Annotated in this window: 16 protein-coding genes; 5 read left to right on the forward strand and 11 right to left on the reverse strand. The window is 58.0% G+C overall.

Features of this window, described 5'->3' with window-relative positions:
• Positions 1-60 precede the first annotated feature (60 nt).
• The 4 genes from ABJZ52_RS08915 to ABJZ52_RS08930 all read left to right on the forward strand — a co-directional run bounded on the left by ABJZ52_RS08915 (position 61) and on the right by ABJZ52_RS08930 (position 2,620).
• Positions 61-561 carry a YbjN domain-containing protein gene (locus tag ABJZ52_RS08915; protein ID WP_348185578.1) on the forward strand — a complete coding sequence of 167 codons (501 nt, stop codon included), beginning with the start codon at positions 61-63 and terminating at the stop codon, positions 559-561.
• Positions 558-1,376, forward strand: coding sequence for a pyrroline-5-carboxylate reductase (gene proC, locus ABJZ52_RS08920; RefSeq protein ID WP_348185580.1), 819 nt, complete (start codon positions 558-560; stop codon positions 1,374-1,376). Before ABJZ52_RS08915 ends, proC begins: the two co-directional genes overlap by 4 nt.
• Positions 1,377-1,489: 113 nt before the next feature.
• Positions 1,490-2,185: a TetR/AcrR family transcriptional regulator gene (locus ABJZ52_RS08925; RefSeq protein WP_348185583.1), complete on the forward strand. Its 696-nt coding sequence runs from the start codon at positions 1,490-1,492 to the stop codon at positions 2,183-2,185.
• Between the two features lie 84 nt (positions 2,186-2,269).
• The gene (locus tag ABJZ52_RS08930) at positions 2,270-2,620 is read left to right on the forward strand and encodes a tRNA-binding protein (RefSeq protein ID WP_193568021.1); all 351 of its coding nucleotides are present in this window, start codon (positions 2,270-2,272) and stop codon (positions 2,618-2,620) included.
• Between the two features lie 31 nt (positions 2,621-2,651).
• Here ABJZ52_RS08930 and ABJZ52_RS08935 read toward each other — a convergent pair whose 3' ends face one another.
• The 3 genes from ABJZ52_RS08935 to ABJZ52_RS08945 all read right to left on the reverse strand — a co-directional run bounded on the left by ABJZ52_RS08935 (position 2,652) and on the right by ABJZ52_RS08945 (position 5,385).
• Positions 2,652-3,944, reverse strand: coding sequence for an ATP-binding protein (locus ABJZ52_RS08935; protein WP_348185634.1), 1,293 nt, complete (start codon positions 3,942-3,944; stop codon positions 2,652-2,654).
• Between the two features lie 154 nt (positions 3,945-4,098).
• On the reverse strand, positions 4,099-4,791 hold the full coding sequence (locus tag ABJZ52_RS08940) for a response regulator transcription factor (protein WP_348185586.1): 693 nt from the start codon (positions 4,789-4,791) through the stop codon (positions 4,099-4,101).
• A 12-nt stretch (positions 4,792-4,803) separates the two neighbouring features.
• Positions 4,804-5,385 carry a MarR family winged helix-turn-helix transcriptional regulator gene (locus ABJZ52_RS08945; RefSeq protein ID WP_348185588.1) on the reverse strand — a complete coding sequence of 194 codons (582 nt, stop codon included), beginning with the start codon at positions 5,383-5,385 and terminating at the stop codon, positions 4,804-4,806.
• A gap of 255 nt (positions 5,386-5,640) precedes the next feature.
• Here ABJZ52_RS08945 and ABJZ52_RS08950 point away from each other — a divergent pair, with 255 nt between their 5' ends.
• Positions 5,641-6,543 (forward strand): branched-chain amino acid aminotransferase, encoded by a 903-nt coding sequence (locus ABJZ52_RS08950; RefSeq protein ID WP_348185590.1) that lies wholly within the window; start codon positions 5,641-5,643, stop codon positions 6,541-6,543.
• An 87-nt stretch (positions 6,544-6,630) separates the two neighbouring features.
• Here ABJZ52_RS08950 and ABJZ52_RS08955 read toward each other — a convergent pair whose 3' ends face one another.
• From ABJZ52_RS08955 to ABJZ52_RS08990, 8 genes are all read right to left on the reverse strand, one after another.
• Entirely contained in the window at positions 6,631-7,827 is a 1,197-nt protein-coding gene (locus tag ABJZ52_RS08955; protein WP_348185637.1) for a multidrug effflux MFS transporter, read from the reverse strand.
• A 230-nt stretch (positions 7,828-8,057) separates the two neighbouring features.
• Complete coding sequence (locus ABJZ52_RS08960) at positions 8,058-8,528, reverse strand: molybdenum cofactor biosynthesis protein MoaE (RefSeq protein WP_348185593.1); 471 nt, start codon at positions 8,526-8,528, stop codon at positions 8,058-8,060.
• Between the two features lie 3 nt (positions 8,529-8,531).
• On the reverse strand, positions 8,532-8,783 hold the full coding sequence (moaD, locus tag ABJZ52_RS08965) for a molybdopterin converting factor subunit 1 (protein ID WP_348185595.1): 252 nt from the start codon (positions 8,781-8,783) through the stop codon (positions 8,532-8,534).
• 34 nt (positions 8,784-8,817) lie between these two features.
• Positions 8,818-9,390: a CDP-diacylglycerol--glycerol-3-phosphate 3-phosphatidyltransferase gene (gene pgsA / locus ABJZ52_RS08970; protein WP_348185598.1), complete on the reverse strand. Its 573-nt coding sequence runs from the start codon at positions 9,388-9,390 to the stop codon at positions 8,818-8,820.
• Between the two features lie 116 nt (positions 9,391-9,506).
• On the reverse strand, positions 9,507-9,797 hold the full coding sequence (locus ABJZ52_RS08975; RefSeq protein WP_348185600.1) for an HlyU family transcriptional regulator: 291 nt from the start codon (positions 9,795-9,797) through the stop codon (positions 9,507-9,509).
• A gap of 89 nt (positions 9,798-9,886) precedes the next feature.
• Positions 9,887-11,563: a sulfotransferase gene (locus ABJZ52_RS08980; RefSeq protein WP_348185602.1), complete on the reverse strand. Its 1,677-nt coding sequence runs from the start codon at positions 11,561-11,563 to the stop codon at positions 9,887-9,889.
• Positions 11,564-11,847: 284 nt separating this feature from the next.
• Positions 11,848-12,432 (reverse strand): thymidine kinase, encoded by a 585-nt coding sequence (locus ABJZ52_RS08985; protein ID WP_348185604.1) that lies wholly within the window; start codon positions 12,430-12,432, stop codon positions 11,848-11,850.
• A 98-nt stretch (positions 12,433-12,530) separates the two neighbouring features.
• Entirely contained in the window at positions 12,531-13,673 is a 1,143-nt protein-coding gene (locus ABJZ52_RS08990) for an endonuclease/exonuclease/phosphatase family protein (protein ID WP_348185607.1), read from the reverse strand.

Here is a 13,673-nt window from a genome sequence, read left to right on the forward strand (position 1 = left end):
CGGCTGGGATATTACGCACCTGCGGTATCATTCGCTCCGGGACCGAGAAGGGAGAGGACGATGAGCCTCATAGAGTTCGAATTCGAGCGACCTGACAATCCCGTCGACACCATTGAAACCGTTGCCGCCCTGAACGACTGGATGTTCGAGCGATCTGCCGAGGATGAGATCACGATCTCGGTGGGTGGGACATGGTGCGACTACCACATTTCCTTCTCCTGGATGGAGGAGGTCGAAGCACTGCATTTGGCATGTGCCTTCGATCTCAAGGTCATTGAGCCAAGAAAGACCGAAGTTGTCAGACTTCTGGCACTCGCGAACGAGCAGCTCTGGATGGGACATTTCGACCTTTGGAATCAGGAAGGCGTGGTGATGTTCCGTCAGTCGTTGCTGCTGGCCGGTGGCGCGGACGCCACACCGCCTCAGATTGAAGCGATGCTCGCAAATGCGCTCGACAGCTGTGAACGGTATTACCAGGCCTTTCAGTTCGTGGTCTGGGCGGGTAAAAGCGCCACGGAAGCCGTTGCGACGGCATTGTTCGAGACTGCAGGCGAAGCATGATTTTCAGTAAAGAGCGTCCGTTCCTTCTCGTTGGCGCGGGACGGATGGGTGGTGCCATGTTGTCCGGCTGGATGGCCGATGGGGTCGATCCGTCAACTATCGTTGTGTGCGATCCGGGACCGGCTCCCGAAATGGTATCTCTGCTCGAGACGCATGGTATTCGGCACGTCTCAGAGACACCTGCAGATCTCAGTCCGTCGATCGTGCTTGTTGCCGTCAAGCCGCAGATGATGGATGTGGTTTTGCCGGGCGTCGCGCCCGCGGTGCTTCCTGACACGCTGATCCTCTCGGTTGCTGCCGGTACGCCGATTGCCAGGTTCGAAGCCGCATTTGGCCAGGTGCCCGTCGCACGGGCCATGCCGAACACGCCGGCGATGGTCGGACGCGGCATCACGGCGGTTTATCCGAACGCGGGCGTGTCCTCAGTTCAGAAAGAGACAATTGCATCGCTGCTCGGCGCGGTTGGCAAGGTGGTCTGGCTTGAACATGAGGACCAGATCGATCAGGTGACAGCCGTCAGTGGATCCGGCCCCGCCTATGTATTCTGGCTGGCCGAGTGTCTGGCTGAAGCCGGGCGCGAATTGGGGTTGCCGGAAGAGCTGGCGAGAGAGCTGGCCGATGCGACTGTTACAGGCGCCGGGGAGTTGATGCACCAGTCGGATGATGTGCCGTCAACCCTGCGCAAGAATGTGACGTCTCCAAACGGAACCACAGCCGCTGCGCTCGACGTGCTTATGGCTCCGGATGGATTGCAGCCGTTGATGACGCGCGCAGTGGCTGCCGCTGCTCGCAGGGCCAGAGAATTGGCCAGCTAACGCGCTTTCTCAAGGTGGTCTTCCAGACTGTGTCGGAAGGTCACCCTTCCCCCTGCGTATTGATCTGCCTATCTTCCTTCTGCGTAACGACTTCCGGAGTTTGGAGATCCATCATGGCAAACGCGAAGACGCAGCAGAAAATTCTCAAGACGTTTTTGAAGTTGTTGGCCTCTCATCCCTACGAGGATGTCAGCCTGCCTTTGCTTGCACGCGAAGCGGATGTGAAGCTTTCGGAGTTGCGGACGTGTTTTTCCTCCAAACGCGCGCTTGTGGAAGCCTTTGCGGAGCAGATCGACAAGGCCGTTCTGGATGATCAGGATGAGGATATGGCCGATCAACCGGCCAGGGACCGTCTCTTTGATGTGCTGATGACCCGCATCGATCAGCTTGCGCCCTACAAGGATGCCCTACGTGCGCTTTATCAGGCCGTGCGCAAGGACCCGGGCCTGGCGCTGGAATTCAATTCCGTTGCCGTCCGGTCTCAAAAATGGATGCTGGTTGCCGCCGGTATCGAAATCCCCGCGTTGAAAGGTCGTTTTGTCACACAGGGTCTCGCTGTTGCGTTTGCACGTGTCGTTGACACCTGGCTTGACGAGGATGACGAGGGGATGCCGCGCACCATGGCACGGCTGGACAAGGAACTCGACCAGGGTGAAAGCTGGTTGCAGCGTCTGGAAAAGGCGGACAGGATCGCCAGTTCCCTTAGACGCATGGCTGGCGGTGTGCGACGGCGCAGGCGCAATGCAGGGCGGGGTGACTGGGCGTCGGAGGGCGATGACCTCGGCGAACAGGGCGGAGCCACTCCTTAAGCCGTTTACAGGCTCCAACCGGCGCAGTTGGACTTGTCCATGATGGTTGCAACCGGCACACTCTCCTGATTCTTGACGAGACGGATGAGTGCTGTGAGCGATACAATTTCAATTGATGACTTCATGAAAGTGGATGTGCGGGTCGGCCGCGTGGTTGAGGCCGAGGTTTTTGCCGAAGCCCGCAAGCCCGCATACAAGATGAAGATCGACTTTGGACCAGAGATCGGCATCAAGAAAACGTCTGCCCAGATCACCAAGCACTATCAGCCCGAAGAGCTTGTTGGCCGTCTCGTCATGGCTGTCGTCAATTTTCCGCCTCGCCAGATCGGTCCGATGCGCTCCGAGGTGCTGACGCTCGGTGTGCCTGACGAAAGTGGTGAGGTGGTTTTGATCTCGCCCGACAGCGATGTGCCGATTGGCGGCCGACTTTACTAGCGCCAGTTTTCCGCAGCTATCGTTCCGGCACCTAGACGGGGAGGCGCACGCGGGCCCGCAAACCGCCAAGCGGGCTGTCTTCCAGGTAAAGGTCGCCGCCGTGGCTCCGGGCAATGTCTCTCGCAATGGCCAGGCCGAGGCCGCTGCCAGGCTCATCCTGATTGCGCGCACTGTCGAGACGGTGGAACGCTCGGAAAGCGCTTTCTCGCTCGTTTGCCGGTATGCCGGGGCCATCATCATCGACGCAGATTGTCAGCCATCGGTCTTCCAGGCGTCCTGATATCTTGACCTGCTCCCCGTATTTCGCGCCGTTGGTGACAAGGTTGGAGAGGCAGCGCTTCATGGCCAGTCGGCGCAAGGAGACGTCAGGTGGCCCCTCGAATGATGCGCTGACGTTAAGCCCGGAAATTTCAGCCTCTTCTTCCAGTTCCTCCAGCATCAGGGCCACGTCCGTGTCCTGCACGGCCTCGTCCCCGTCGCCGCGTGCGAAGGCGAGATAGTCCTCAAGCATATGCGTCATTTCATCGACGTCCTTGCGCATGGCGTCACTCTCGGGACTGTCACCGAAGAGGGCCAATTGCAGCTTGAAGCGTGTAAGAATGGTGCGCAGATCATGGCTGACCCCGGCAAGCATGGTCGTGCGTTGTTCGATTTGCCGCTCGATGCGCCGACGCATCTCGATGAAGGCCTGTGCCGCCCGGCGGACTTCCCGGGCACCGCTCGGTCGGAATGTTTCCACCGGTCGCCCTTTGCCGAAGCTCTCGGCAGCGTCGGCCAGCCGTATGACTGGCCTGACCTGATTGCGGAGGAAAAGCATCGCGATGATGATCAGGACGAGGGAGGTCGAGAACATCCAGACCAGGAAGAAGTGAGAGTTGGACGCAAAGGTTTGGCTGCGCCTCGCAAACACACGAAGGATGGAATCTTCCAGCTGGATCCGGATTTCTACAAACCGCGAGCGTCCAACGGTGTCGATCCAGAAAGGCTTTTTGATGGATTGACCGATCGCGCGGCTGAGCGCCTGGTCGATAATGTCAAAATAGGGCTTGGGGGCAGGGGGCGGCAGAGGCTCCAGCGGCATCACCGTGACCGACATGCCCAAAACGTCTGCCGCAAGGGCCTCGACCTTCTCGATTCCTTCCTCGTCGGGATAGTTTTCAAGCACATAGACCAGCGCCGCGATCTCACGCACGACGGCTTCGGACATGCGGCGTGAGACCAGATCGTAGTGCCTCTCCATGAAGACGAATACGAGCACCGACTGCAGGATGACGATCGGCATCACGATGATCAGAAGGGCGCGCGTATAAAGCCCCTTCGGCATGATCCGGTAGGCGAGGCGGCTGACACGCCGATAGGCAATAAAGAGCGGCTTCAAGGGAAAGGGGAGCCGGAGCGCATCAAGATAACGGTTCAGATTGGCCATTTAGGTCCCATGTCGGCGGGCTTCACGTCGAGGGCATTCCGGTGAAGCATGCTCAGTCGCAGGCCAGACGATAGCCGATGCCGCGAACCGTTTGAAGGTAGGCGGGATTGCCCGGGTCCGTTTCGATCTTGCGGCGCAAGCGATTGATCTGGACATCCACCGTGCGTTCACCAAGACCGCTGTCATCTCCGACGATCTTGTGGCGGGGAACCGTGGCGCCGGGCTGTTCTGCGAAGATGCCGAGGATCTGCTTCTCCCGGTCCGTTAGCCGGACGAGAGCGTCGCCTTCCTTCAACTCACCGCGTGCGGCATTGAATGTGAAGGGGCCGAAGTGGATTTCCGGAGAGGCCTCAGCCCGCTTTGGACCGCCGCGGCGCAGGATCGCCGAGATCCGCAGCATGAGTTCGCGTGGCTCAAAGGGCTTGGCCAGGTAGTCGTCCGCGCCTGCTTCCAGTCCTGCGATCCGGTCTGGTGCTTCTGATCGGGCCGTGAGCATCAGGATCGGCACAGTCGACTGCTCTCGTAGCCAGGCCGCAAGCTCCAGGCCGGTTTCCCCGGGCATCATGATGTCCAGGATCAGGAGATCGAAGGAAAGACCGGACAGGAATTTGCGGGCGTCGCCGGCATTGGCCGCCGATGTGACCCGGAAGCCGTTGTCGACGAGGACGCGGCTCAACAGTTCGCGGATGCGGTTGTCGTCATCGACCAGGAGAATGTGGCTGGCATTGTCGTCTGGAGTGGTCACATTGTTTTCCCGTCACCTAACCGGAGGCACGCCCGGCTGTGCTGCTCCCGGTTTGTATTTCTTGTTCACCAGTTTGGCGACATCAGTCCGCATGTCCTCGTCGATCATCTGGAAGAGGAATTGACGAATTGTGTCAGCGCCACTATCTGGCAGGCCGTTTATGGCGCGTTCAAGGCGCTGTGCCTGCAGGGCGGCCAGTCGGATCGCGAGATCGTGCCCTTTTGACGTGGTGTGCAGGAGCCGTTGACGCCGGTCGATTGGTCCGGCCTGCTGCTCGATGAAGTCCTGATCCACAAGCTGCTTCAGGACCCGCCCAAGGCTTTGCTTGGTGATGCGCAAAATGCTGAGCAGGTCCGTCACCATGATGCCGGGGTTGCGATCCACGAAGTGAAGTACCCTGTGGTGAGCCCGTCCAAACCCGAACTCGGCCAACTGGTCGTCCGGATCAGCCGTAAAATCGCGATAAGCGAAAAAAAGCAGCTCGATCAGGTCATATGGCAGGGTTTCTTCCGCACTGGGGGGGGGCTGATCCACCGTGCTACCATCCTTGCTGATCACGTCATCTGTAAGATTTTTGAAATTTACGTCAGTCATATTGACTTATTTCGTGCCGATTGTTACCTAACGAGCGTTCTGAACGAAATCTTTGACCGGTTTGGCGTTGTTTTGAGCATGGTTTCAAAACGAATCCGCCCACCTCGATTTCCATCAGACAACGATACCGATAGTTTCGGCGGGGTGCAAAACACGGGTGAACGGGTGGGCGCAAGTTCGATCCCCGTCGCACCAGCCGATGATAGAAAACGAACAAGATAAACAGGCCTGAAACAGGGTCTCGGGAGCAAAACCATGGCGGGACTGCCTTTTGATCAGCGCGACGGTGAAATCTGGTATGATGGCGCGTTCGTGCCTTGGGCGGATGCCAAGTTGCATGTGCTCAGCCACGGTCTCCACTATGCCAGTTGCGTGTTCGAAGGTGAGCGGGCCTATGGCGGGCAGATCTTCAAGTCCGGTGAGCACACCGCGCGTCTGCATGCTTCCGCCGAGGTGATGGGCTTCGAAATTCCCTGGTCCGAAGACGTGATCAACGCAGCCAAGGAGGAACTGCTGACGCGGATGAACCTCGTGGACGCCTATTTGCGGCCGGTTGCCTGGCGCGGCAGCGAGATGATGGGCGTGTCGGCTCAGGACAACACCATCCACCTGGCGATCGCAGCCTGGGAATGGCCAAGCTACTTCAAGCCGGAAGAGCGCCTCAAGGGCATCCGGCTGGATATGGCGAAGTATCGCCGCCCGGATCCGCAGACCGCGCCGTACAAGTCCAAGGCGGCAGGTCTCTACATGATCTGCACGCTTTCCAAACATGAAGCCGAACGCAAGGGCTATGCCGATGCCATGATGCTGGACTGGCGCGGACAGGTTGCCGAGGCAACCGGTGCAAATGTGTTCTTCATCAAGGACGGCAAGATCCATACGCCGACCCCGGATTGCTTCCTGAACGGTATTACGCGCCGGACCGTCATCGGCCTGGCCAGGGATCGGGGGATTGAGGTCGTCGAGCGCGTCATCATGCCGGAGGAAATGGAAGGCTTCGAGCAGTGTTTTCTGACAGGAACGGCTGCTGAAGTGACGCCTGTCTCCGAGATCGGTCCCTACAGCTTTGAAGTGGGCGAGATTACCAAGACGCTCATGGAAGACTATGACGCTGCGGTACGGCCTGCCGCTTCGACGCTGAAGGTTGCGAGCGCCTAACCGCTCTCCGCATCCAGAGTTTCAGTTTGAAAAAAAAGCGTGTCGCCACAGGCGGCACGCTTTTTTGTTGTTAAGGCAGCGGCGGCTTCAGTTGCTGTGCAGCGCCCGAAACATGTTGCCTTTTTCCGCGATCAGGATGCTTGCAAGAGCACCAAGGCCATAGACCGCGAAGGCAAAGCCAAGCGGCTGGGTTGTGCCGTTGAAGTACTGTCCCATGATGTAGCCGAGGATCGCGCCGCCAAGGGTCGTTACAAATCCGATGACCGATGAAGCGGTTCCTGCGATGTCCCCAAGCGGTTCCATTGCCATGGAGTTGAAGTTCGCGCCGATGAAGCCGAAGCAAGCCATGAGTGTGGCAGACAGGATGGTGAAGACGATCAGGTTTTCAATCCCGGCGCTGGCAAGGGCAAAGACCAGAATGCCGCTTCCCGTGAAGACCAGTGTGGCGGTGTGAGAGAGGCGCCGCATGCCGACAGCCTCGACCAGGCGAGAGTTCAGGAAAGAGGCCAGAGACATGGCAACGGCGATGCCGGCAAAGACGATCGGGAAATAGACGCCAAGCCCATAGATATCGACGAAAATCTGCTGCGACATCGTTATGAAAGAGAACAGACCGCCGAAGACGAAGGTCATTGCAAGCATGTAGCCGAGGCTGACGCGTGTTTTGACCGTCGTAACGTAGGCTCTGAGGATCGTCTGTACGTTCAGAGGCTGACGGTATTCTTTCGGCAGTGTCTCGGGCAGGCGGATCCAGCACCAGATCAGCATCACGGTTCCGGCGAAAAGCAGCAGTGAGAAAATCCAGTGCCAATTGGACATGAGAAGGACTGCCTGGCCGATTGAGGGAGCGATGATCGGCACGGCCATGAAAACCATCATGACGAGTGACATCACCTTGCCCATCTGGCGCCCGGTGTAGCAGTCGCGAACGACCGAAACCGCAATCACGCGGGTTGCTGCGCATCCAATACCCTGAACGAAACGGGCCAGCAGCAGTTGGTCGAGCGTGTTCGACATGAGTGAAGCAACGCTGGCAGCTGCGTAGAGCGCCAGGCCGCCCAGCAGGATCGCACGCCGACCATAAGAATCGGAAATCGGACCATAAAAGAGCTGGGCTCCCCCAAATCCGAGGAGATAGGCAATGAGGACCTGCTGCCTGTCGTTTTCGTTCTCGATGCCCAAGGCTGCGCCGATGTCGGGCAACGCAGGCAACATGACATCCATAGCCAAGGCGTTCAGCGCCATGAGAGCCGCGATCATAACCACGAATTCAATGAAGGGCATGCCGGGACTTGCATGAGTACCGCTCGGCGACTTTGGCGTATGATCGGGCATCAGCCCTCCTTGAAAGCGGAGCTGCCAGCAGTCAGTGTGCAGCAGAACGGGTAGGATAGTATTTTACAGCCAGATTGACCCGATCTTTGACCGGCTGGTCAAGTTAAATCTATCTTCCAACAGGTGTAATCAGGAAATAGTGCATTTTATATCTTTGGCAACTTTAGGTTTAGTTTTTATTACCAGCGTTTGGCGTCAGTGTCATCTTTATCGCTGGCCTCGACCCAACCCTGGCTTTCTCCCGAGAGGAGGTGTTCTTTTTTCCAGAAGGGCGCTCGCGTCTTCAGAAAATCCATCATGAAGTCGGCGGCTTCGAATGCTGCGCGTCTGTGGGAAGACGCGGCCACGACCAGAACGATGTTGCCACCGGGAGCGATCTTGCCGAAACGGTGAATGACGGTCAGGCCGGTGAGCGGCCATCTGCTGCACGCCTGTTCGGCAATTCGAGTGATTTCAGCTTCTGCCATGCCCGGGTAGTGTTCGAGTTCAAGTGCTGAAAGGCGCCCTCCCTCATCACGGCAGAGCCCAGTGAAGGTCACAAGTGCGCCAACGTCCTTGCGGCCTTTCGCAAGGAGCTCTGCCTCGCGGGTTGCGTCAAAGTCTTCCGACTGTACGCGGATTGTTGCAATGACAGGCACAGGGTTTGCCATCGGTCAGCCGCCCGTCATTGGCGGGAAAAAGGCAACTTCCTGCACATTGCCCAGCGGCTCGTCGTGCTCGACGTGCATCTGGTCCAATGCAACGCGAATGGCATCCTGCTCTTCAAAAGCCGTGGCGTAGCGTTCGTCGCGGGCTTTGAGAAACTCGATGAGATGAGTGACCGAGGTTACGCTCCCGGGCAGGTCGAGTGTTTCCTTGTCGACGCCGACTTTCTCGCGAACCCAGGCAAAATAGCGGATCTTCACAGGAGCTACTCCTTCAAGAAACGGGAATTAGGTCTCATTCTTCTATCAGATGGCCGATTCCGGCGCGAAAATAATCATAGCCGGTGTAGAGCGTCAGCAGGGCTGCCAGCCAAAGGGCGACCAGTCCGGCCAGGACGGTTCCCGGCAGAAGGGTTTCACCAGCCGGGCCCACCAGCAGCAACGCGATCGCGATCATCTGAACAGTGGTTTTCCACTTGGCCAACTGGGTCACAGGTACGCTGACCTGTAGTTCCGCGAGGAACTCGCGCAGGCCCGAGACCAGGATTTCGCGGCACAGGATGATGAGCGCTGCAATCAGAGACCATTCGCCGATGGTTCCCACATAGACCAGGGCCATGAGTGAAACGGAGACGAGCAGCTTGTCGGCGATCGGATCCAGCATGCGGCCGAGAGCAGACTGCTGCTGCCACGCGCGGGCGAGATAACCGTCGAAAAAGTCGGTGATCGCGGCGACGATGAAGATGCCGAGCGCAATCCAGCGTGGAGTGCTGCCTTCGAAGTAAAAGCAAGCGGCTACGGCCGGAACGGCAGCGATACGCCCATAAGTCAGGATGTTCGGCAGGCTGAGGGCGACATTTCGTTTCATGGGGCTTTCAAGCTCTGCGGCATCAGGGCACCTTTGGGCGGACACAAGCATGACGCTGTTGGGGTGTCAACGTGGCCATAAGCCGGGTTTCAAGGCGTGTCGTTGTCTACAGCGGCCTAGCCGAACAGGGTAGGGCCCTGTTGATCGATCAGAATCTTCGCCTTGCGTACGGTATGCTCCGCTGCTTCCTCGGATGTCGGCATGGTATCCGCGCGTACAAAGACATGCACCTTGCGTTCGCCGTCGATCTCTTTTTCGATCTGGCCTGCGACCTGCCACTGGCCGCCGGAAGGCCGGGGGGCCGCAATGATCTCAAATCCGTCGTACAGAACGGGAGGCGAGGCCTTTGTTTTCGGTTCCGAGGCTGACGACGAGCCGAACAGGCCCTTGATAACTTTGCCGAACATATTGCTATCCCTTAGCTGCGACCAGCGCGATCCATCTGTTTAAGGGTTTATCGCGTCAGGGTCCCCGGCTTCAAGCCGCAGCTGCGGCGTTAGACTGTTTTTCCGCCTTGAAGAGCGTCGCCAAGATGATGATCGTTGTCGGGTTGGCCCACCGAAACGCTCTCGGCCGGCTTCAGAAGCTTGGGTTGCTTGCGTACTTCCTCCGGGGCCAGCGGTCCAAGTGCTTCAAAGAGATCCGGCAGGAGATCCTTGTGCCGTTTCCAGCGGCCAATGGACGAGCGAAAAATCGGACGCCTGACCTGCAGGTCAGAGAAGGTCGTGACCGGGCTGTCGCCGTTGTAGAACTCCATGCAGACGGCTTGCCAGTCGAGACCTGAGGCTTCGACCAGGGCTTTGCTCTGACCTTCCTGATCATAGACCAGGTCCTCATAGGTGAGCGTGTGAATGTTGACTGGAAGAACCTCTTTCCAGTGCTCCATCAGGTTCGCATAGGATTGGAAATAGGTGCCGACACTCTTCTGGGTCCGGCAATAGTTATGCGCCGGGGAAAGCGCATGCGACAGCAGCGAGACACAGGTGTCGGCGGGCGAGCGAACGCAATGAACGAAGGTCGCTTTCGGATAGAGGAGCGACATCAGCCAGAGCATCTCGAAATTGTGAGGCATCTTGTCTGTCACCCGCATGGCCCGCTTGTCTACGGCGTCCAGCTCCTTCAGGTAAGCACGGGCGATGCGTGCATACTCCGAAGGGCCGAGTGACCTGATGCGGGTTTCCAGAGCCGGACTGGGAGGTCCCATCAGACCAAGTTCCTGCTGTGTTTGACGGAAAAAGCCCAATTCGCCGCCACTTGCAACGGCTGAGTGACGTGCAACGATCTGTTCGGCGAGGGTCGTTCCGGAGCGCGGCATGCCGAAGATGAACAGAGGCTTTTCAAACTCGCTTGCAGCTCCACTTCTCTCGGCGAAAAAACCCTCGGTGAAAAGGTCCTTCATGAACGCCAGACGCTCATCGTAGGCTTTTTGATCGAAAGGGTCATATCGGATGCGCCGAGCTGTCCGATAGTGTTCCGCGGCATGTGGCGTGTCACCGAGATCGAAATAGACTTTGCCCGCCGCCCAGTGCAGCTCGGATTTTTCCGGTCTGGCGAGAGGTGCGTCATCAGAGACAAGTTGCTCGATCTTGTCGAGGAATCCCGGGCGTTCAGCATGACTTCGGGTGAAGGCGAGGCGATGCAATGCTGCGGGAAGCTCCTTGCCGAGGGCTATGGCTTTTTCAAACCAGCTTTCCGCTTCTTCGACGTTGCCAAGGGAAACTTCAAGTTGACCCAGCCCCACCAGCCCGTAGCCGTTTTCAGGATCCAGCTTCAATGCACGTTCGAGGCTTTGGCGCGCCAGTACGGGTTTGCGCTGCAGGCGATAAAGATCTCCCAGCTGGGCGTGGAGGTCGGCATTCCTGGGGGCAAGAGAAACTGCCTTTTGCAGAGAATTACGGGCGGCGATCAGGTCTCCGGCATTCAGAAGTGCCAAGCCGAGCAGCTGGTGTACCTGCGGGTGCTTGCGGACCTTGCTTGCAGCAGCTTGCAAGTGGACGATAGCGGTCTGGATGTCGCCGGCCTGATAGGCACCAATGCCGAGGGAAAAATGGGCCTGGGGATTGCGCGGCTCGTGACGCAGAACTTCTGAAAACATCGCCAATGCCGTCTCAATGCGGCCGGCATGTTGATGCGCAAGCGCATCCTGCGCGAGGCGGGTCACGTTCGGTGTCATCTTATAGCCATTTAACGATGGGCGCCGAGGAAGAAGGTGGCTGGCCCGAAGAATAATATGTAAACTATGTAGTTTTTAATGTGGCGGAAATTCGTCTTAAATAAGGCTAAATTATGGCTAGTTGTAACCAGCCTGCGTGCATCAGCGTTGTTTGCTGGCTAAGATATTGTTTTTTAATCTTAATTCGACTTCCTTAGCCATCTGGCTTGCGACAATTTTGGGCGGTGCACAATTTTGTGATCTACCATGCCGAAGCCGCAGCGTCAGTTCGTACCGATGGCGTGTCAGTCGGCCTTTAACTGGCGCTCAGACCAGTGATTGCGGCAGAGGGAAACATAGGTTTCATCGCCGCCAATCACCACCTGATCGCCTTCTTCGACCACTTGGCCGGAGGCATCCATGCGGGCCACCATGGTCGCCTTGCGGCCGCACCAGCAGATGGTCTTGATCTCTCTGAGATTGTCGGCAAGGGCGAGCAGAGCGGCCGAACCTGGAAAGAGCTTGCCCTGAAAGTCCGTGCGCAGTCCAAAGCACATGACCGGGATACGCATGGTGTCAGCAACGCGGGCCAGCTGCCAAACCTGTTCTTCGCTCAGAAACTGAGCCTCGTCGACGAAAATGGCGTGAATGTCCCGCTTGGATCGCGCTTGTTCGACATGGGCGAACAGATCGTCGTCGTTGGAAAAGATATCCGCGTCAGCGCCGAGTCCGATGCGTGATGCGATTTTGCCCTTGCCGGCGCGGTCATCGAGCGCTGCGATCAGCAGCAGGGTGTTCATACCCCGTTCTTCGTAGTTGTAGGAGGCTTGGAGCAGCACGGTCGACTTGCCGGCGTTCATCGAGGAATAGTTGAAATAGAGCTTTGCCATCGTCTTCTTTTTGCCAATCGGGAATCGCCGCAAGCGTTGCGGCGATTGTTCATGGCGGAAAGGATCGGCTCAATCGATAATCGGCACTTATGCAGCGGTTAATCGGCGTTGGCCCGATTCTGAATCGCGACGTCCACGATCAGCGGAAGGTGATCGGATCCGATGTCCGGTCCTAGCTCCACCTTCTGGATGTCAATATCCGGCGTGACCGCAAAATGGTCGACGACAGCCCCAAGCAACCAGTGGAGGCGGTAGTCGAAGAAAAAGCGTGTGGTCTGCGGAATGCCACCAGGGAAAGCGGTCCTGAGGTTGTTGTCGGTCAACATTTTCAGGAAATGACCGGACCAGGGTGACAGGTTCCAGTCTCCGATGACCAGCGTTGGGTCGGTCGTATCCTTGGCGCTGCTCTGGATCTGGCTGTTCAATGCTGTCAGATAAGCTTGGCGATCCAGCCACCTCGGCTTTGTTCTCGGGCTCGCAGGATGGAGCGCCAGCAGTTTGAGAGCCGCGCCATCCACATCGAGCGTTAAAGACAGGATCTCTCGATCGGCTTCATCGTGGGTTTCAGCATTGCCAATGACGTCGATTGTCTCGCTGGCGCTGATCGGAAAGCGGGAAAAGACCACAAGGTCTCCAAGACGTCCGGCAAAGAGGTGCTCCGGCAGCGCGCCATGGCCGGCAATCGACGTCGCACCGATGCGTCTTTGCCATCGGTGGCGTTGCCACCCCCAAGCGGTTTCCTCCAGGACGAGAACATCCGGTTTGGTCTGCTGCAAGAATGCCGAGAGGGTTTCGTCGGCGAGAAACAACCTCTCCAGATTGATCGAGACAACGCGTAAGGATGTAGACGTCGCCGTCGGCGCATTGACCGTAGAGGAGGTAACGACATCGACCCTGGCAGCCATCAGGCCAAATACCGTGATCAGCAGTACGGCAAGCACGAGAACAGCCTTGCCGTAAAGGCGTGGCTGCCTGTGGGCGACCGTGAGGCCGGATGCGCCCGCCAGAAACCCGCAAAGTCCGGCGCCGAAGAATTGGCGCAGGAAAAAGCTCATGTTGTCGGTGAACCAGTATCCCGGTGCTATGAAGGCTGAAATCGACAGCAGGCACACCGCGATGCCACCTGCTATGCCCATCCAGCCAACCAGGGACGTCCAACGGGACAAAAAACTGCGCCCAACGGCCCCTGAGGGCGGAGGCAGGTCGTTGTTGTCCTGCTGTTTGTCGATTTTGGTCAGCAT

The sequence above is a fragment of the Roseibium sp. genome (assembly GCF_039982295.1).
Taxonomy (GTDB): Bacteria; Pseudomonadota; Alphaproteobacteria; order Rhizobiales; family Stappiaceae; genus Roseibium.